At 66.2% G+C, this 18,979-nt stretch carries 17 protein-coding genes; 8 read left to right on the plus strand and 9 right to left on the minus strand.

Features of this window, described 5'->3' with window-relative positions:
• Nucleotides 1–2 precede the first annotated feature (2 nt).
• A complete protein-coding gene (locus GGR40_RS16825) occupies nucleotides 3–1,454 on the plus strand; it encodes an efflux transporter outer membrane subunit (protein WP_429277409.1) in 1,452 nt (483 codons plus the stop codon).
• Here GGR40_RS16825 and GGR40_RS16830 read toward each other — a convergent pair.
• Both GGR40_RS16830 and GGR40_RS16835 read right to left on the minus strand, forming a co-directional pair.
• Complete coding sequence (locus tag GGR40_RS16830; RefSeq protein WP_429277410.1) at nucleotides 1,451–2,350, minus strand: ribokinase; 900 nt, start codon at nucleotides 2,348–2,350, stop codon at nucleotides 1,451–1,453. The two genes, GGR40_RS16825 and GGR40_RS16830, sit on opposite strands and share 4 nt — an antisense overlap.
• Nucleotides 2,351–2,380: 30 nt before the next feature.
• Nucleotides 2,381–4,768, minus strand: coding sequence for a TonB-dependent receptor (locus tag GGR40_RS16835; RefSeq protein ID WP_429277411.1), 2,388 nt, complete (start codon nucleotides 4,766–4,768; stop codon nucleotides 2,381–2,383).
• A gap of 462 nt (nucleotides 4,769–5,230) precedes the next feature.
• Here GGR40_RS16835 and treF point away from each other — a divergent pair, with 462 nt between their 5' ends.
• On the plus strand, nucleotides 5,231–6,928 hold the full coding sequence (treF, locus tag GGR40_RS16840; protein ID WP_429277412.1) for an alpha,alpha-trehalase TreF: 1,698 nt from the start codon (nucleotides 5,231–5,233) through the stop codon (nucleotides 6,926–6,928).
• Here the strand turns inward: treF and GGR40_RS16845 are convergent.
• On the minus strand, nucleotides 6,903–8,531 hold the full coding sequence (locus GGR40_RS16845; protein WP_429277413.1) for an AMP-binding protein: 1,629 nt from the start codon (nucleotides 8,529–8,531) through the stop codon (nucleotides 6,903–6,905). The genes treF and GGR40_RS16845 overlap by 26 nt on opposite strands.
• A gap of 153 nt (nucleotides 8,532–8,684) precedes the next feature.
• On the opposite strand from GGR40_RS16845, the gene GGR40_RS16850 reads away from it, so the two are divergent.
• Genes GGR40_RS16850 through GGR40_RS16860 form a run of 3 tightly spaced genes read left to right on the plus strand, consistent with a single transcriptional unit; the run spans nucleotide 8,685 to nucleotide 11,034 of the window.
• A complete protein-coding gene (locus GGR40_RS16850) occupies nucleotides 8,685–9,863 on the plus strand; it encodes an aromatic ring-hydroxylating oxygenase subunit alpha (protein WP_429277414.1) in 1,179 nt (392 codons plus the stop codon).
• 8 nt (nucleotides 9,864–9,871) lie between these two features.
• On the plus strand, nucleotides 9,872–10,663 hold the full coding sequence (locus GGR40_RS16855) for a sugar phosphate isomerase/epimerase family protein (RefSeq protein WP_429277415.1): 792 nt from the start codon (nucleotides 9,872–9,874) through the stop codon (nucleotides 10,661–10,663).
• Nucleotides 10,660–11,034, plus strand: a complete 375-nt coding sequence (locus tag GGR40_RS16860) for an EthD domain-containing protein (protein WP_429277416.1) — start codon at nucleotides 10,660–10,662, stop codon at nucleotides 11,032–11,034. Before GGR40_RS16855 ends, GGR40_RS16860 begins: the two co-directional genes overlap by 4 nt.
• On the opposite strand, the gene GGR40_RS16865 is transcribed toward GGR40_RS16860, so the two are convergent.
• The 5 genes from GGR40_RS16865 to GGR40_RS16885 all read right to left on the minus strand — a co-directional run bounded on the left by GGR40_RS16865 (nucleotide 11,026) and on the right by GGR40_RS16885 (nucleotide 14,434).
• Nucleotides 11,026–11,313, minus strand: a complete 288-nt coding sequence (locus GGR40_RS16865) for a hypothetical protein (RefSeq protein ID WP_429277417.1) — start codon at nucleotides 11,311–11,313, stop codon at nucleotides 11,026–11,028. The two genes, GGR40_RS16860 and GGR40_RS16865, sit on opposite strands and share 9 nt — an antisense overlap.
• Before the next feature lie 155 nt (nucleotides 11,314–11,468).
• Entirely contained in the window at nucleotides 11,469–11,972 is a 504-nt protein-coding gene (locus tag GGR40_RS16870; RefSeq protein WP_429277418.1) for a VOC family protein, read from the minus strand.
• Nucleotides 11,973–11,995: 23 nt separating this feature from the next.
• Nucleotides 11,996–12,802, minus strand: coding sequence for an SDR family oxidoreductase (locus GGR40_RS16875; protein ID WP_429277419.1), 807 nt, complete (start codon nucleotides 12,800–12,802; stop codon nucleotides 11,996–11,998).
• Between the two features lie 37 nt (nucleotides 12,803–12,839).
• The gene (locus tag GGR40_RS16880) at nucleotides 12,840–13,658 is read right to left on the minus strand and encodes an SDR family oxidoreductase (protein ID WP_429277420.1); all 819 of its coding nucleotides are present in this window, start codon (nucleotides 13,656–13,658) and stop codon (nucleotides 12,840–12,842) included.
• Nucleotides 13,655–14,434 (minus strand): SDR family NAD(P)-dependent oxidoreductase, encoded by a 780-nt coding sequence (locus GGR40_RS16885; RefSeq protein ID WP_429277421.1) that lies wholly within the window; start codon nucleotides 14,432–14,434, stop codon nucleotides 13,655–13,657. The genes GGR40_RS16880 and GGR40_RS16885 overlap by 4 nt, the downstream gene beginning before the upstream one ends.
• A gap of 158 nt (nucleotides 14,435–14,592) precedes the next feature.
• Between GGR40_RS16885 and GGR40_RS16890 the strand changes: the two genes are divergently transcribed.
• Nucleotides 14,593–16,035: an aromatic ring-hydroxylating oxygenase subunit alpha gene (locus tag GGR40_RS16890; RefSeq protein ID WP_429277422.1), complete on the plus strand. Its 1,443-nt coding sequence runs from the start codon at nucleotides 14,593–14,595 to the stop codon at nucleotides 16,033–16,035.
• Entirely contained in the window at nucleotides 16,032–16,805 is a 774-nt protein-coding gene (locus tag GGR40_RS16895; protein WP_429277423.1) for a ThuA domain-containing protein, read from the plus strand. Before GGR40_RS16890 ends, GGR40_RS16895 begins: the two co-directional genes overlap by 4 nt.
• Nucleotides 16,806–16,871: 66 nt before the next feature.
• Here GGR40_RS16895 and GGR40_RS16900 read toward each other — a convergent pair whose 3' ends face one another.
• The gene (locus GGR40_RS16900; protein WP_429277424.1) at nucleotides 16,872–17,993 is read right to left on the minus strand and encodes an acyl-CoA dehydrogenase family protein; all 1,122 of its coding nucleotides are present in this window, start codon (nucleotides 17,991–17,993) and stop codon (nucleotides 16,872–16,874) included.
• A 199-nt stretch (nucleotides 17,994–18,192) separates the two neighbouring features.
• Here GGR40_RS16900 and GGR40_RS16905 point away from each other — a divergent pair, with 199 nt between their 5' ends.
• On the plus strand, nucleotides 18,193–18,966 hold the full coding sequence (locus GGR40_RS16905; RefSeq protein ID WP_429277425.1) for a helix-turn-helix transcriptional regulator: 774 nt from the start codon (nucleotides 18,193–18,195) through the stop codon (nucleotides 18,964–18,966).
• The last annotated feature ends 13 nt before the right edge of the window (nucleotides 18,967–18,979 follow it).

The following is an 18,979-nucleotide window of genomic DNA, read 5'->3' on the forward strand; positions in this document are numbered from 1 at the left end:
CCATGCGCTCCTATTTGCTGCTCCCCCTTACGGCCGCCGTGGCCGCCGGCACTCTGGCCGGTTGCACCGTGGGGCCGAACTATGCCGGGCCACCGAAGTCGGCCTCCGGCACCGTCGCGCCCGGTTTCGTGCGGGCCGACGCCGAAGCCACCACCAGTGCGCCCCCGGTCGCCGAATGGTGGAAGACGCTGGGCGATGCCCGGCTCGACGCGCTCATCGTGCAGGCGCTGGCCGGCAACAACGATGTTCAGGCCAGCGAGGCACGGCTGCGGCAGGCCCGCGCTGCGCTGGGCGAACAGCGTGCGAACCAGGCGCCCAAGGCCAACGTCTCGGCGCTGTATGCCCACGCGCACATTCCCGGCGCCAGTCTGGGGTCCAGCGATGGCGATGGTGGCGGCGACGGAGAGGGCGGAAGCTCGGACAGCGACCTCAACCTCTACAACCTGGGCTTCGACGCCAGCTGGGAAATCGACCTGTTCGGCGGCCAGCGCCGCACCGTCGAAGCGGCGCGCGCTACTGCGGAAGGGGCGGAGGCAAGCCTTGCCGACGTGCAGGTCAGCCTGTCGGCGGAAGTCGCGCAGGCCTATCTCAACCTGCGGGACCGGCAGCAGCGCATCGCCCTTGGCGAACAGGGCATCGGACTGCAGCAGGATGTTCTGGCACTAACCCGGCAGCGGTTCGGCGCCGGTACCGCGACCGCTGCGGAAGTTGCCGATGCCGAAAGCCGATTGGCTGCTACACGCGCGCAGATCGCCCCGCTGGCCGCCCAGCGCGACGCTTATCTCAATGCCCTGGCAGTACTGACCGGGCAGGAGCCGGGCGCGGTGGATGCGGACCTGTTGGCACCCGGCGAAATCCCGCTGCCGCCTGCTTCGGTGCCGATCGGCGATCCGGCTGGCCTGATCGCGCACCGCCCGGACATCCGCGCGGCAGAGCGTACGCTGGCGGCGGAAACCGCCCGGATCGGTCAGGCAGAGGCCGCGCGTTTCCCGCGCCTGTCGTTCATGGGCCTGATCGGCATCGGCGGGACCAAGATCAGCGATTTGGGCAACCTCGACGATTTCGTGGCGATCGGGGCGCCGCAGCTCAGCTGGAGCTTCCTGGACTTCGGGCGGAACAAGGCGCGCGTCGGGCAGGCTGAAGCGAAGCGGGACGAGGCGGAGGCACGTTATCGCGGCACCGTGCTGACGGCGCTGCGCGATGCCGAGGATTCGCTGGCCCGCTTCCGCGAGGGGCGCACCACGGTGGCTGCACTGGCGCGGGTCCGGGACAAGGCGGCGCTGACCGCGCGGCTGGCGCAGGACCGCTATCACGCCGGTACCGCGACGAAGACGGTGGCGCTCGGCGCGCAGAGCGACCTCAACCGCGCCGAGCAGGATCTGGTAACCGCCCGCGCCACGCTGACCGCGGATTATGTCGCGATCCAGAAGGCGCTGGGCCTGGCCTGGCGTTAGAGCGCGAACTCTTCCCGGCGCGGCATCGACGGTGCCGCGCCGGGGCGGGTGACCGATAGCGCCGCTGCGGCGTTGGCCCATTGCAGCGCCGGCTCCATCGCCATGCCCTGATCGATGCAGGCGGCCAGAACGCCGCAGAAGCAGTCCCCGGCGCCGCTGGTGTCCACCACCGTTTCCACCGCAACGGCGGGCACGAAGGCCGTGGCGTCGGCGCTGACCACGGCGGACCCGACCGCGCCCAGCGTCACCACCACCGATTGTCCGGGCCGCGTCAGCAGCCGCTGCGCCACCGCCAGATCGCCCGGCCCCTGCGGCTCGCGGTCCAGCGCCAGATAGTCCGCGAACTCCGTCTGGTTGAAGATCAGCGTGTCGGCCAGCGCGAACAGCCGCGACCCTGACGGAATGGCGGGCGCTGCGTTGAGGATCCTGTGCGTGTAGGCGGCGGCAGGGGCGGCGAACAGCGCGGCGATCTGGTCCGGGTCAGTCTCAAGCTGAGCCAACAGAACGCGGGTGTCGGCATCGATCGCGCCCAGCGCGCGGTGGCTCCCGGCGTCGAGATTGGCGCCGGATTCCACCGCGATCATGTTGTCGCCGCCCGGTTCGATCAGGATCGTCGCCCTGCCGCTGGTCTGCCCCGCCAGAACTTCGACGCAGGCGATGTCGACCCCGTCCGCCTCCAGCGCCTCCAGCAGCGACCGGCCCGCCGGATCGTCTCCCACCGCGCCCGCCATCCGGGTCTTCGATCCGAAGCGGGCGGCGGCCACGGCCTGGTTCAGCCCCTTGCCGCCCACCGCCTGCGTGCTTTCGGATACCAGCAGGGTCTGCCCCCATGCCGCCCGTGCGGGCAGCCGCAGCGCGATGTCGAGATTGAGGGAGCCGAAGACCGTGACGCTCATGCCAATACCCTTACGCCGTCCCGGTCTGCATCAGAACCTGTAGCCGACCGAGACGATCGCCTGCCGGGGCGCGATGTAGGTATCTGAAACCTGCCCGCTGCCGTAAGGGTCGGTGAAGCGCGAATTGATGCCGTTCTTGTCGAACAGGTTGGTCACCGTTGCCGACAGGCTGATCCCGGTGTCCGCGATCGCATAGCTGGCGAACAGGTTCACCTGCGAATAGTCCGGCGTATCGTCCTGCACCGGCGTGTTGAACACGCGCGATTCGAACTTGCCGCGATAGATGTACTGCGCCCGCGCGGTCAGTTCGCCCGGCCCCACGTCGCCCGTCCACGACACCGCCGCCGATCCTTGTACCGAGGGCATCTTGGGGATGCGGTTGCCGTTGATGTTCTCCCGCGCCGCTTCGCGCACCAGCGATGCGGCGTAGAAGTTGCCGAAGAACCCGCCGACCCCGGCATAGCCTGCCGCCGCCTGCGCCGCATCGGCGGACGTGGCATTGAGCGCGTAGTAATCGCGGGTGAACGTGCCGTGCAGCAGCGACAGCGACCCTTCGAACCGCAAGTGCTGCGTGGCATGCCAGTCCATCTCCAGCTCGGCGCCATAGACTTCTGCCCTGGGCGCATTGCTGATGCCTTCGCCGAACAGCACCGCGTCTTCTTCAAGGAACTGCAGATCCTTGTAGAAATAGTAGAATGCCGAGGCGTTGATCTGCAGGCTGTCGCCGAAGAAGCGGTTCTTCGACCCGATCTCGATCGAGTCGAGCGTCTCGGGCTTGTAGGTCGGCTTCACCCCGGTGTCCCACCCGAAGACGAGGAACGAGCTGTTGCCGCTGGCCGCCGCGCTGTTGATGCCGCCCGGCTTGAAGCCGCGCGTGTAGCTGGCGTAGACCATGTTGTCCGGCGTCAGCTGGTAATCCAGCGCGAACTTGCCGGTCAGGCGGCCGGTGCTGGTGCCCAGCGTCGGCATCGGCTGCAGATAGGCGCCCGAGGCGTTGGGGCTGGTCCCGCCCGACATGCTGTCGCTGACGCCCGAGTATTTGTCGTGGTTGTAGCGGATGCCTGCGGTCACCGTCAGCTGGTCGGTCGCTTCAAGGCTGGCCTGCGCGTACCCGGCATAGGCTTCGCGGGTGATGGCGGACAGTTCGGCATACGTGATCGCGCTGACGCCGGGGGCGTTGTACGGCGTGCTCGTGGCCAGCGCTGGGTCAAGCCCGTCGCCGGTGTTGGCGCGGTATTCGTTGATGTAGTTCTGGTTGCGCGAATGCAGGTAGACGCCGCCCACGATCCAGCGGAACGCCGCGTCCGGGTTGGAGGCGATGTTGTATTCCTGCGTCCACGAGGACGTGGCCTGTTGCCATGTGGCAATATGGTCATAACTGGCCACCCCGCCGGTCACTTCCGAGAACAGCGCGCGGTTCAGGCCGTCGCCGTCCCAGGACAGGTCGCTGTGCAGCTTCTGGTAGCTGGTGATGGAACTGAACGTGGCCCCGCCCAGATCGAACCGTACGACGCCGTAGTACAGCTGGGTGCGGATATAGGTCTTGCCGGGGAAGTCCTGCGTCAGTTCGCGCGGATCGGGATTGGGGTCCAGCACGTTCTTCTGCGCGGTGGCGTTCTGGTCGCCCTTGTACTGGATGGTGGAGAGCAGGACGGACACGCGGTCGCCGGGCGTCCACTTGACCGCGACCTTGCCGCCCCATTCGTCGGCGTCGTCCAGTTCGTAGTCGGGATTTCCGGCGACGTCGGTGGCCTTGGCGTACCCGTCGTGGCGCAGCCGCTGGCCGGCGGCGCGGATCGCCAGCGTGTCGGTGATCGGCACGTTGATCGCGGCGTCTGCCTTGAACAGGTCGTAATTGCCGTAGCCGACGTTCGCGGAGCCCGACAGGGCCGAGGCGTCGGGCTGCTTCGATACCACGTTGATGGTGCCGCCGGTCGATCCCTGACCGTACATCGTGCCCTGCGGCCCACGCAGCACTTCAACCTGCGCCACGTCGATGAAGGCGGCGTTGGCGGCGATCGAGTTGAAGATGTAGACGCCGTCGACGTGGAACGAGACGCCCGGCTGGGTCGACGGGTTCTCCGGCGTTTCCGAGCCGATGCCGCGGATCGAGATGTTACGCTCGCCGCCGCCGCTCTTGGCCACGACAAGGCCCGGCACGCTGCCGTTGAGGCCGGTGATCTCGGTGATGTTGGACTGCTTGAGCGTCTCGTCCGTGACGGCGGTGACGGAAAGCGATGCTTTCTGAAGCGTCACGTTGGTGCGTTCCGCCGAAACCACGATCTCGCCCAGCGGGCCGCCTCCGGCTGCGTCCGCATCGGGCGCGGCTGCGGCGTCCGGGGCCGCATCTTCCGCCCACGCGGTTGCCGGCAGGGCGGCTGCAAGCAGTGCCAGGGCAGAGACGCCACCGGCACCCATGAGTCGAGCTTTCGTGATCACACTAACCCCCATCTTCAGGCGCATCGCATGGATGCGCGCGTTAGCACCGCCCTTCGCTTCTGCTGGTCCTCTTCCCCGGATCGGCCTGCCGCCGGTTGACCCGGTGCAGCCTGCGGGTGATGCGCGGCCCTGATCGTGGCCGCTGCGTTCCGCCGGTATCTTCCCTGAACTTTATTTTCTTTTCGACTTCTGCTCTGAAAGCGGCAGGTAGTGCCCATCGCCTCGTTTCGCCACCTCAAGGTTCGGCCAAACGCATTTCGACGCAAGCGCCAACTGGGCCTGTGCGCCTGCAATCAAACGCGGGGGCATCCGCTGCAAAAAGACCTCACGCGTGATGGCGTGCCCAATGCCGGGCAGGTGGCAACCGCTACGGCGCTTGCTCGTTGCTGGACCTGGACGCCCGTGTCATCGGCTCGGGCAACTTCGGTCTATGGGGAGAATATGGTGACGGCACGGGCCACGGGATCGCATCGCAAGCAGCCGAAGCGTGCGAGAAGGGCGGGTCTGCTCCTGCTGGGTGCGGCGCTGCTTTCGTGCCCGGCCGCCGCGCAGGAGGCTTTCGAGGCTCCGTCTGCCGTCCTTGCCGCCCCGGCGCCTTCGCCTGCCGAGCAGTTCGGCGACCTGTTCGTGGCAGTGCAGGAAGGGCGCATCTTCCCCGACGGCAAGACGTTCGTCGATGCCGTGCCGCGCCGGGCAGCCGATGCGATCATGGCGGACTACCTTGCCGCCCGGCCCGCCACCGCCGCCGACCTGCGCGCCTTCGTGCTCGACAACTTCACCGTACCGGGCGTCAACGACCGTGCGCTGCCGCCGTTGCGGGCGCATATCGCAGCGTTGTGGCCGCAACTGGCCCGCCAGCCCGAGACACCCGCGCCCGGAAGCTCTGCCCTTGCCCTGCCGCGCCCTTACGTGGTGCCGGGTGGGCGGTTCCGTGAAATCTACTACTGGGATTCGTACTTCACCATGCTGGGCCTTGCAGCGGACGGGCATGACGATCTGGTCGAAGGCATGATCGACGATTTCACCAGCCTGATCGAGCGCTACGGCCATATCCCCAACGGCACCCGCACGTATTACCTAAGCCGTTCGCAGCCGCCGTTCTTCGCGCTGATGCTGGACCTGTCGAAGCAGTCGGACGGCACCATCCGCGCCCGCCGCCTTGCCGCGCTGCGCCGCGAACATGCCTTCTGGATGGCCGGGGAGCGCTGCGCCAGCCCTGCCGTGAAGTCCTGCGACCGGGTGGTGCGCATGCCCGACGGCAGCGTGCTCAACCGCTACTGGGATGACCGCGACAGCCCGCGCGACGAATCCTTTGCGGAGGACCGCGCCACGGCGGCGAAAGCGAAAGGCCGCCCGGCGCCCGAGGTCTATCGCGATCTGCGGGCCGCGGCGGAAAGCGGCTGGGACTTCAGTTCGCGCTGGCTGGCCGACCCGCAGGATCTGGCGACCATCCGTACCGGCGCGGTGGTGCCGGTGGACCTCAATGCGCTGATGTGGGCCATGGAAAAGCGCATCGAGAGAGGCTGCGGCCAGGCAGGCGACAAGGTCTGCGTGCGCGAATTTGCCGCCCGCGCTGCCGCGCGCAAGGCCGCGATCGTGCGCTATATGTGGCAGCCGCGCGAACAGCGCTTCGCCGACTGGCTGGTGGGTGAAGGAAAACCCAGCCCGGTACGGTCGAGCGCGACGCTGTTCCCGCTTTTCGTGGGCATGGCCACTTCGCAGCAGGCGGCAGCGGTGGCGGCGGACGTGCGCCGCAGCCTGCTGGCAAACGGCGGGCTGCGCACCACGTCGCTGCACACCGGCCAGCAGTGGGACGCGCCGAACGGCTGGGCGCCGTTGCAGTGGGTCGCCATCGATGGCCTGCAGAAGAACGGACAGGCCACGTTGGCGAAGGACATCGCGGCCCGCTGGCTGGGTACGGTGAACTGCACCTATCTGGAAACCGGCAAGATGCTGGAGAAGTACGATGTCGAGGAACGGCGCGCGGGCGGCGGCGGCGAATATCCCACGCAGGACGGCTTCGGCTGGACCAACGGCGTGACGCGCGCAATCCTTGCGCGCTACCCGGCCCTGCAACCCGGCAACACCCTGCGCGCCTGCGCCGCCGTTGACCCTAAGCAGCCTCTACCAGCGCCTTGACGTCTGCGCGCAGCTGGTCCTTGCGCACTTTCCCCGATGCGGTGCGCGGAAAGTCGGTGCGAAACTCGAACCGCTCGGGGATCTTCTGCCGGGCAAGGCCGCTGGCGGCGACGTGGGCGGCAAGATCGGCGGCTGAGGGCGCATCCCCCGCCGCGATGACGTAGGCGCAGACGCCTTCGCCCAGCCTTGTGTGCGGCATCGCCACGACGGCGGCTTCGCGCACGCCGGGATGAGCATGGAGCACGTCCTCGATCTCCTTGGCCGAGATGTTCTCGCCGCCGCGGATGATGAGATCCTTCTTGCGCCCGGTGATGGTGATCGCGCCTTCGGGCGTCCGCACGCCCAGGTCGCCGGTGCGGAAGAAGCCCTGCGCCGTGATCGCCTCGCGCGTCTGGCCTTCGTCTGCATAGCCCAGCATCATGCCGGGGCCGCGCGCCAGGATTTCTCCCTCCCGTCCATCGGGAAGGTCGTTGTCGTGGTCGTCGACGATGCGGACGTCGTAATCGACGATGGCCCCGTCGGTCGTGGCGGCCAACGCTTCTTCGCCGGGCCAGCCGAACGTGACGAGCGGCACTTCGGACGCGCCGAACACGCGGAAGGCACGGCACTGCGCAAACGCGGCGTTGGCGGCGGGGATCAGGTCCGCAGGAACCGCCGCGCCGCCACAGGCGAAGAAGCGCAGGCTGGGCAGGGGATTGCCACTGGCGCGGGCGGCGGCGGCCAGCTCGACAAGGAACGGCGTCGCCGCCACGGTGCCGACACAGCGATGCCTGTCGATCAGCGACAGCGCCTCAGCCGCGTCCCAGCTTTCCATGAGGACCGTGCGCGTGCCGCAGATGAACGGCGCCTCCAGCCCGTTGGCATAGCCCGACACATGCGTGACCGGAGAGGGCATCAGCGTTGCTTCACCGGGCACAAGGCCCCAGTGGTGCCCGCTTTCGCGCAGGATGCGGGCGATGGAAACGTGGCTGTGCAGCACGCCCTTGGGCCTCCCGGTGGTGCCCGATGTATAGAGCACCATCTTCACGCCCAACGCATCGACGGCGGGCGGGTCGAAGCGCAGGTCGCGCCCTTCGGCGACAAGGGCGGCGTAATCGTCAGGACCGTCGCCGCGCACGGTGAAGACGTGGGCCAGATCGGGCAGGGTGGCCGCCAGCCGCCGCGCCATCGCCGCATAGTCGAACTTGCGGAACGAGGACGCGACAAAGAACGCCCGCGCGCGGCTGTCCGCCAGCATCACCGAGACTTCGTGGTCGCGATAGATCGGCACGATCGGGTTGACCACCAGCCCCGACAGCGCGGCGGCCAGGTTGATGACCATCGCCTCGCGCCAGTTCGGCACCTGAAACGCCACCACATCGCCGCGCCGAAGCCCGCGCGCATGAAGCGCGGCGGCCAGCGCCTGTGCGTCGGTGACGGCCTGCGCGCGGGTGACGGCAACGTCATTCTCCAGCAGGACGACGAAATCGGGGTCGTCTTCCGCCAGCGCGATCGCCTGCTGCGCGATGGTGCGTTCGTCCCACAGCCCCGTGCCCGCATAGGCGGCCAGGTGCGCAGGGGGTGTCTCTAGCCATGCCCAGGGCGGGCCGTTCCTCTCCGTCATGCGTCCCTGAGTGCCTCTTCGTGCCTTGTGTGGCCAACTGGTCAAAGTGCCAAGCCGCAGCATCATTCCCAGGGCAGCCTATCACCTTGCGCAGGTTGCCGCCATCGCATCGCTCGCGCAGGATCGGCGCAATAAATCTGACGGGAGACGATCGTGGAACGGGTGAAGCGCATCGGCGACGTGGCCGAGATCATGCTCGACTACGTGGCGAACAAGAAGACGTTCCAGACCGACCGGCCGCTTCGGGTTCCGACCAGCAGCTATACCGACAAGGACCAGTTCCGTGCCGAGATGGAGCTGGTGTTCAAGCGCACGCCGCTGATGCTGGCCTTCACCGCCGAATTGCCCAATCCGGGCGACTACAAGGCGATGGACGCGGTCGGTTGCCCGGTGCTGATCAACCGGGACAAGGCCGGCAAGGTCCGCGCGTTCCTGAACGTGTGTTCCCACCGTGGCGCCCCGGTCGCCCCGGAGGGCCGGGGCAACTGCGCACGGTTCACCTGCAAGTACCATTCATGGACGTTCGGCGCCGACGGCAAGCTGATCGGCATTTCCGAACCGGGCACCTTCGGTCAGGTCGACAAGAGCGAGATGGGCCTGCGCGAGCTGCCGTGCGAGGAGCGCGGCGGCATGATCTTCGTGTGCCTGACCCCCAACGCGCCGATGGACCTGGACCATTACTTCAAGGATTTCCTCGAGGATTTCGACGCGCTGGACTTCGCCAACTGGACCTATCTGGGCAACCGCACGATAGAGGGCGCGAACTGGAAGATCGCGTTCGACGGGTATCTGGAGGGCTATCACTTCAAGTCGCTGCACCCGGAGACGATCTTTCCGCGCACGCCGTCAAACTGCACGCATTACGAAGGTTTCGGCCCTAACATCCGCATCGGCTTCCCGCAGCATTCGATCGCCGAACAGCTGAAGGACGTCCCGCGTGAGGAGTGGGGCAACCGCGAGAATTACGGCTACGATTTCGTGCGGATATTCTTCCCCAACGTCTCGATCTTCATCGCGCCGGAAATCACTCAGGTGGCGCAGCTGTTCCCCGGACCGACGCCGGACCGCAACCGCACCGTGCTCAATTACCTGCGCCGCGATCCGGTGAAGGATGAGGCCGATCGCGAAGCCGCCGAAGCGGCGATGAACTTCTTCCGCGACGTGACCTATGAGGAAGATTACGTCATCGGGCTGGAAATCCAGAAAGGGCTGGAATCGGGCGCGCACGACGAACTGACCTTCGGCAGGAACGAGCGGGGGAACCAGTATTTCCACGAATGGCTGAACTGGTATCTGGCCGATGATGCCTCGCTGCCCGAACCGGTGATGTAGCGGCTCGCGTGGCGCATTGGCTTTCCCTTGCCTCGGGCGTCCTGCCCGAATTCGGGGCTGTGGACGTTATCGAGGCAGGCGCTGCTGCGGGGTTCGATGCGGTGGGCCTGTGGGTCGATCCGCTGCAGTGGACGGCGCAGCATACCCGTGATGCAGACGCAGCGCTGCAGCGCACCGGTGTCCCCGTGCTCGACGTGGAGGTGGTGTGGATCAGGCCGGACACCCGGCTGGACGATCACCGCCGCGTTCTGGACGTCGGGGCGCGGCTGGGCGCCGGCAATGTGCTGTGCGTGTCTTCCCATGAAGAGGGCGAGACGGTGGAGCAGTTGACCGCCCTGTGCCGCCATGCCGAAGGGTCCGGAATGCGCGTGGCGCTGGAATTCGGGATCTTCACCGAAGTGAAGACGCTGGCGCAGGCATTGGGCATCCTTGACAGGGTAGGCCATCCGCTGCGGGCAGTGCTGGTCGATCCGATCCATGTCGATCGGTCGGGCACCACGGTGGACCAGCTTGCGGCGATCGATTCCGCGCTGCTGCCTTATGCCCAGTTCTGCGACGCTCGGGCAGAGCGGCCGGACGTACAGGATTTCGCAGCGATCATCGCCGATGCCGTTGATCTGCGCGAACAGCCCGGCGAGGGCGCGCTGCCGCTTGCCGCCATGCTGCAGGCCCTGCCGCGCAACATTCCGCTTTCGATCGAAATGCGCTCTGCAGCATTGCGCGATGCGTTCGACCATCCGGTGCTGCGGGCCAAGGCGGTTTTGGACGGCACCCGTGCCTGGCTGGACGCACTGGCGTGACGGTTACCGTCATCACGCTGCTTAAGCGGCGCGAGGGGATGAGCGGTGCAGACTTTCGGGCGTGGTATGAAGATCGACACCGGCTCATCGGAGAGGCCGTGCTGGGTGGATATGCCAGCCGATATGTCAGGCGCTATCTGTCACCTGTGCACGAGGCGGAGCAGCCCTTCGACTACGATGTGGTGATGGAGATCGACTTTCCGGACGCCACCACGCGGGACGCCTGTTTCGCGGCAATGCAGGCAAAGGAAACCATGGCGATGATCGTCGCGGATGAAGAGAACCTGTTCGACCGCAGCCGTATCCGCAGTTTTTCCGTGACCGAGGCGGCATCGCAAATGCCGCCTCTGGATGCTGCCCGTTCAGGCTGACTTGCGGCCCGGGCGCTGGTTCAGGCTGGGGCTGAAGCCGATTTCCGCCAGAAGATCGATCAGGCGCTGGCCGTCCATGCGGACGCGATCGCGCCATTCCTTGTGGTCCAGATGGCCCAGCACAGAGCGCTGGAACAGGCCCGCCTCACGCACGGCGTCGCGCAAAAGGCGTGCGTTGAGGGCGTCTGCCTCCACCGGTTTAGGTTCCGCCACCAGCGGCGCAACGACGCGCGGTGCCGGGGTCTTACCATTGTTGCGGTTGAGGGTATTGATATCCACGTCCAAGCTCCCGAAGAAAGCGGCGCGGCGACTGGAGGCCGCTCTGCTCTGACTCCGGGAACACGGCTGGAGGGATTAAGTTTCGGTTCAGCGAACGATTTTGCGCCATGTCGCAAAATTTTTTCCTTGCGTTCAAATGTGAACGCGCTAGTCCGTCAGATAGGGCGGATTTCGGGAGTTTCATGGATCTCCAGAATCTCGAAAACATTCCCGAAAAAGTCCCGGCAGTAGGTACCTGTATACCCATGACGGATGCCGTCTGCATCGGTGGCGATGCCATCCAGCGAAGGTGGCGCATTCACCGGCAGGCCTGCTGCGACGATGCGGTCATGCACGGCGACGATGTCCTTCACCTGCAGCGCGATATGCGTGTAGCCGTATTCATTTACCCCGCGCCGCGCATCCAGCGGCGCCTGCCTGGGCGCGTCGTACTGGAACACTTCGATCTGGACGTTGCCCAGGCGGCAGAAGAACTGGCGAGCGGCGCTGCCCTTCAGCCCGACAATCTCGTCGATATAAGGGTTGTCGGCCCAGCTCAACGGCTCCACCTCCTCCACCGCGCCCAGGATCTCCAGGTAGAACTCCCGCGCCTTTTCAAGGTCGGGCACGGATATGCCGATATGGTGGACGCCGATGATGCCGGGCAGCGTGCGGGTCATGAGCCGTGTCCTTCAAGCTGCGGTCAGATCTGGCTGAAGCCGCCGTCCATCACCAGTTCGTCGCAGGTCATGAAGCTGGATGCGCTGGAGGCCAGGAACACCACGCCGCCCGCCATCTCGTCCGGACGCCCCAGACGACCGATGGGGTGCGCAGCATTGTTCGCAGCATCGGCGGCTTCCCGCGACGGCGCGGCACCCAGTTCGACGTAACGGTCCAGGATGGAGTTCAGCATCGGCGTGTCGATCCCACCGGGATGCACCGAGTTCACGCGGATGTTGTATTTCAGCGCCGCGAACTCTGCCCCCAGGCACTTGCTGAGCATCCTGATCGCCGCCTTGCTGACGCAATAGGCCGAATTGAACGCCGCCCCGCGCAAGCCCCCGACGCTCGACAGGTTGATCACCGAAGCGCCGGATTCGCGCTGCCTGCCGCCCTCCTTCAGAAGGTCCAGCAGCACCTGCGTGCCGATGATCGCGGAATCGACGTTGATCGCGTTGACCTTGTGAAATTCGCCAAGCGCGGTGTCCTCGAACCGGGTGACGATGGAATAGCCGGCGTTGTTCACCAGCGCGTCGAGCCGCCCATGGCGATCGCGCACCAGCGCCTCGACCGCGCGCCAGTCTGCCTCGCTGGTGACGTCGTGGCGCAGGTAGTGGTCGGCGCCTTCGATCTCGCCCCCTTCCATCTCTGAGACGTCCTTCAGGTCTGTGGCGATGACGGTGGCACCTGCCGTCTTCATCGCCTTGACGATCTCGCGCCCGATTCCGCCGGCTGCGCCGGTGACCACGGCGACGACATTGGGAAGGGCGATGGCGGTGCTTGCGGTCATGTCAGTTCTCCCGTTTCTTTTTTGCGAAAGGGACGGCCTATTGCGCCGTCCAGCCCCCGTCGATGACCAGTTCCGCGCCGGTCATGTACGAACTGTCGGCAGAGGCCAGGAAGAACACCGCGCCTGCCAGTTCGGACGGATCGGCAAGCCGGCCAATCGGGGTGCGGCTGGACATGAGGTCCACCAGATCCTGCGCCTTGGACGCCACGCCCTTGTCCACCCAGCGCTGGAAACCTTCCTGCAGCAGCGGGGTCATCACGAAGCCGGGGTGCAGCGAATTGGCGCGCACGGGCAGCTTCTTTTCGGCAAATTCCAGCGCGATTGACTTGGTGAACAGGCGCACTGCGCCCTTGCTGGCGTTGTAGCCGGACACTTCGCTAAGCCCGACAAGGCCCATGATCGAGCTGACGTTGACGATCGAGGAGCCGCCACGCACATCCGCTCCGCTGGCAGCCAGCAGCGGCACGAACGTCCGCACGCCCAGGAACACGCCATCGACGTTGATGCTCATGATCCGGCGCCAGCCCTCCAGCGACGTTTCCGTCACCGGTCCGGTCAGGTCGATGCCGGCATTGTTGACGAGGATGTGCAGCTTGCCGTGCCGCTCCGTAACGGCGGCCAGCACGCGATCCCAGTCATCCTCGCTGGCGACGTTGGCGCTCACGTAGCTGGCGGCCTGACCCAGCCGGGCGAGTGTGGCGGCGGCGTATTCGGTATCGGGCGCCTCCAGATCGGTCAGCACCACTTCCGCGCCTTCGGCCAGGAACCGTTCCACGCAGGCCAGCCCGATGCCACGCAAACCGCCCGACACGAGCGCGACGCGGCCCTTGAGCCGCTGTGATCCAAGGTCGCTCATACCCCGTTCATCCCTGCGGTCGATGCGCCGTCCATGGTGAATTCGCTGCCCGAACAGAACCTTGCCTCGTCGCTGGCGAGCCACGCGACCATGCCCGCGATCTCCTCCACAGAGGCCATGCGCCCCATGGGAGACAGCCCTTCGTAAGCCGCGCGCGTGGCAACCGGGTCGCCAGACTTCTCGATCAGGTTGACGATCAGCGCGGTCTCCACAACCCCCGGCAGCACGGCGTTGACGCGAATATTGTACTTGCGGTTGCCGGCGTGGACCGCAGACGCCTTGACCAGCGCGATCACCGCCGCCTTCGACACCGAATAGGCCACGAAGTTGCCCATCGCGCGATGCGCGTTCATCGACGAATTGACGATGATCGAACCCGTCGGTCCCTCCGGGTTCTTCGCCATGGCACGCATGGCATGCTGCACCGTCAGCATGACCCCGGTCAGGTTGACGCCCATGACGTTGTTCCAGCCGTCGATGGAAATATCCTCGATGCTGCCGTCGCCGCTTTCGGTGCCGGCATTGGCGAACGCGATGTCGAGCCGCCCATGGCCCTCGCGGATCTGCGTCACCAGTCCGTCCCATGCTGCGGCGTCGGTCACGTCGTGGCGGATGAAGGTGGCCCCTGTCTTGGCACATAGCTTCTCCGCTGCCGCCTTGTTGGAGCCGGTGAAGATCACCCGCGCGCCCTCGGCAGTCAGCCGCTGGACGGTTCCGGCGCCGATGCCGGACGTTCCTCCGGTGACGAGCGCCACCTTGCCTTCAAGCCGCTTCACGGCACTCTCCCGTTTTCAAGGTCGGTTTCTCTTGCCTGCCAGCATGGCCCATCCGTCCCGCTCCACAACCTATGATTTTGAGCAAGGTGACTTGGCCGCGCGCAAGGGGCAGACATGGTGCCAAACAGCGAAACGCGCACCTGGGAGACTGAAGGACCATGGCCGACCGAGACCCGGAAATCGCCACGCACCTGGGCGAGGACCGCAGCGAAGGCATCAGCTGGGCGGAACTGATGGCGCAGGATTCGCGCCGCCCGCCCGCCATCCTGACGCAGGAAAGCTACACCTATCGGGGGTCCGATCCGATCCCCGCCGAACGCTATACCAGCGAGGCGTTCGCCCGGCTGGAACGCGAACGGATGTGGCCTTTCGTATGGCAGTTCGTCGCGCGGGAAGAAGACCTGCCCGATCCCGGCGACTTCATCGTCTACGAGAATGCCGGGCGCTCCTACCTCGTCAGCCGGCAGGACGACGGGTCGATCCGGGCGATGCACAACGTCTGTCTCCATCGCGGGCGCAAGCTGCGCACGGAAGAGGGCGCCGCCGACAGGTTCGTGTGCCCGTTCCATGGGTTTGCCTGGAAGAAGGACGGCAGCTTCGATTCCATGCCGTGCCAGTGGGACTTCCCGCACCTGGCGCAGCAGAACCTGGACCTGCCCGAAGCCGAAGTGGGCCGCTGGGCCGGATACGTGTTCCTGCGCGAGGAGAAGGGCGGTCCCAGCCTTGAGGAGTTCCTCGCCCCGCTGCCCGACCACTTCAAGCGCTGGCGGCACGAGGAATGCGCCAGCGTCATGCGCGTCGCCAAGGAAGTGCCCGCCAACTGGAAGGTGGTGATGGAGGCTTTCATGGAGGCGTGGCACACCATCGTCACGCATCCGCAGCTGCTGCCCTTCACCGGCGATTCCAACGCCGCGTACTGGACCTGGGGCGACAACGTGAACGTCAACCTAGTGCCGTTCGGCGTGATGAGCCCGCACATCGCGGAAGGTCAGGGCGAACAGTGGATCGTCGATGAGTTCATCAAGTACAACGGCCGTTCGGGCGACAATTATGAAGGAGAGGCCCACGCCAACCCGATGGCGATCAAGGTGCCCGACGGCATGACCGCCCGCGCTGCCCTCGGCGCGGCGATGCGGCAGGCCTATACCGAAAGCACCGGCTACGACCACGCCGACGCCACCGATGCGGAACTGCTGGATGGGCTGGTCTACAACGTGTTCCCCAACTTCGCGCCCTGGGGCGGATACATGCCGAACATCGTCTACAACTGGCTGCCCGGAAAGACGCCCGACACCTGCATCATGGAAGTGCGTATTCTGGCGCGCATCCCCAAGGGCCAGCCGATCCCGCGCGGCGCCCCGCTCAAGATGCTGCGGCTTGACCAGAAATGGACCGAGGCACCCGAACTGGGCATTCTGGGCGACGTGTTCGAGCAGGACATGGACAACCTGCCCTATGTGCAGGAAGGCCTCCATGCGTCGAAGACCGGCAAGGTGAACCTTGGCAATTATCAGGAAATCCGGATCCGCCAGTTCCAGGACACGATGATGAAATACATCGGCGGTGAACTAGGCGGGGAACCCGGCGGGGCTGGGGCATGAGCGAAACAGAGGCCCATCCCCCACGCATCGACTGCGTGCTGATCTGCGGCGGCGTGTGGCACGACATGGACTTCGCACGGCTGGAACTGCTCAAGCTGCTGGGCGAAGACCCGCGCGTCCGCACCCGTGTGTTCGAGGATTACGAGAACCTCGACGCGCTGCGCGCCGCCGACATCCTGATAACCTACACCTGCGATGTCACCCCGTCGCTGGCGGCGCAGGAAGTGCTGCGTGACTGGCTGACGGCGGGCGGACGCTGGCATGCGCTGCACGGCACCAACTCTGTGCTGCGCCTGCTGGCGGAGGGGCCGGAAAAGGGCCTGTGGGACGCCCCGCGCTGGGCGCCGCTGTTCATGGATCTGGTGGGGTCGCAGTTCCTGACGCACCCGCCGATCGCACCCTATACGGTGACGGTGGCCGATCCCGATCACCCGCTGGTCGCCGGCATCGAGGCCTTCGAGACGACCGACGAACTCTACCACATGGAACTTCACGGCGACCTGCACGTCCTGCTGGAAACCGAATGCACCGTGGAAGGCACCGGCTTCGTCGAGGCCGCCGATGCGCTCGGCACGCACCCGGTGATGTACCTAAAGCAGCACGGCAAGGGCGCGGTGCTCTACAACACGCTGGGGCACTGCCGGGGGCATTACGACCTCCAGCCGATGCTGGACTGGTGGCCCACGGTGGATCGGTGTGCCTGGGACTTGCCTGTCTTTCACGAACTGCTGCGCCGGGGCGTGGACTGGCTGAAACAGCGCGAGGATTGAGGGCATCTTAAAAAAGAAGGGGCGGCGCCATGGCGGGGCCGCCCCTTTCGTCAGGTGGTGGTTCGGTCAGTGCAGCAGATCGGCGTAGCGATCGAGCGCAGCGAGCGGGCCTTCCGGCCAGCGGGACAGCACCAGCAGGCGCTTGTGCCCGCCGCCGATGGCGAGTTCGTCGGTCACGCCCATGCCCCCGTGGAACTGGATCATCTCGTGCCCCAGCGTCACCGATGCTTCGGAAATCCACGCCCGGGCGCCGCGAACGGCCAGCGCGAATTCTGCATCTCCCTGCGCCACGAGCGCCAGATTCAGCAGGGCGCGGCTCTGCTCGATCGCGGCGTACTGTGCGACCATGCGGTGCTGGATCGCCTGGAACGATCCCAGCGCGGCGCCGAACTGGTCGCGGGTGCGCAGATAATCGAGGGTATCGGCGAAGATGCGCTCCATGATACCCAGCGCCTCCGCACTGCGGGCCAGCGCGGCAAGGTCGTCCGCGGCGGCGATGGCGACAAGGCCATCGTCCGACAGCTTGTGATCGGCAGGGACGGAAACCCCGGCCAGCTCCAGCGACGTGGCAACGCTGCCGTCGGCCAGATGCCAGTCGTGCGCTGAGAGGCCAGCCGTCCCAGCGGGCACAAGAAACAGCGCGACACCGTTTGCATCGCCTGCCGCGCCGTCTACCCGCGCCGTCACCAGATAGCCGTCGGCCCCGCCGCATGCCACGCAGTATGGCTTCGCACCCGCAAGCGTCCATCCGCCATCGTGCGGCGTGGCGCTGGTCTCCACCCATGTCGATCCGTCGCGCGCCCCGGCCTCGGCATGGGCCAGCCCCAGCCGCCGGGTGCCGGCCAGGATGTCATCCAGCCAGACGCTGCGCAGCGGTTCGGGCGCGGTCGCGGCGAAGATGCGCCCGGCCACCATCACCGCTTCGGCAAGCGGCTCCACCACCAGCCCGCGCCCCAGCGCCTCGAACACCGTGGCGATGCCGGTGGGGCTTAGGTCAAGGCCGCCCAGTTCTTCGGGAAAGGGCGCCGCGATCAGGCCCAATTCGCCCAGAAGCTGCCAGTTTCGCGTCGAGAATCCCGCCGGTTCGGCCAGAAAGGCGCGGCGGCTGTCGTGATCGTAATGATCGGTGACGAAGCGCTCGGTCAGCGCTTTCAGCATTTCCTCGTCTTCGCTGAGATCGAAGTTCACAATTCACTCCGCCAGCCACTGCGCGGGCCATTCGTGCCGGGGTCGTTCGCTCCGGCATTGGGGTTCATGCCCGGTCTAACACCAAGACCGGGCCGGTTACCGCTGCGCAAAAGACTAGTCATGAAGAGGCGGTAATTCCGGGTGTCAGGCGATTGTGCCTCCGGTTTGTGCAAGCTAAGAAGGCCGCGAGAGGATGCCAATGCAACTGTTGTCACAGGAAAACATCGACGCCGTCCGGGTCACCTCACCCGAAGGCATCCGCCCCGCAGCACAAGCTTTGCACCGCATCGCGATGGAATGCGGAATGCGCGCCGCGCCTGCGCATGACATCGCGGACAAGCGCACGCCCGTCGATGCGGACGGCAACTTGCTGGCGACCACCGTGTTCGGCTGGGAGGATGGCGACAGGGTATGGTGGCGCAATTCGCGGATCGCGCTGGACAGTCCGCTGACCACCGCCTGCCGGTTCGAAAGCCAGCCGTTCTGGGCCAATGCCGAAGGGTTCCGCACGCGTGAGGCGAATGCGTACTTGTCTTCCATCGACATCGCCAATTTCGAGACCCGTGCCCTGACGCGCGCTGCCATCACGGTGCCGGTGCACCTGCCCTTCGGCCAGATCGGCGCGGTCAGCTTCAATCCGCTCGACCGCGACAGGACCGACCTTTCGGAAGATTTCGCCCGCTATTCCGATGCGCTTGGCCTGCACGCCCGCACGTTCATCGCCACCTATGTGCAGGTCATGGGGTCGACCCAGGCGCTGCCCCCCGAATCGCGCCTGTCCAAGCGCGAGGTGGAGTGCCTGCGCTGGGCCGCGATCGGCAAGACCGATCTTGAAATCAGCATGATCATGTCGCGCAGCCGCGCCACCGTGCGATTCCACATCCACAACGCGGCGACCAAGCTGAACGCGGTGAATCGCAGTCAGACCGTCTTCAAGGCGGCGCAACTGGGCTACATTTCACTGCAGAACTGAGCAGACCAGCATC

Origin of the sequence: Novosphingobium gossypii, assembly GCF_050433305.1 — a bacterium.
Taxonomy (GTDB): Bacteria; Pseudomonadota; Alphaproteobacteria; order Sphingomonadales; family Sphingomonadaceae; genus Novosphingobium; species Novosphingobium gossypii.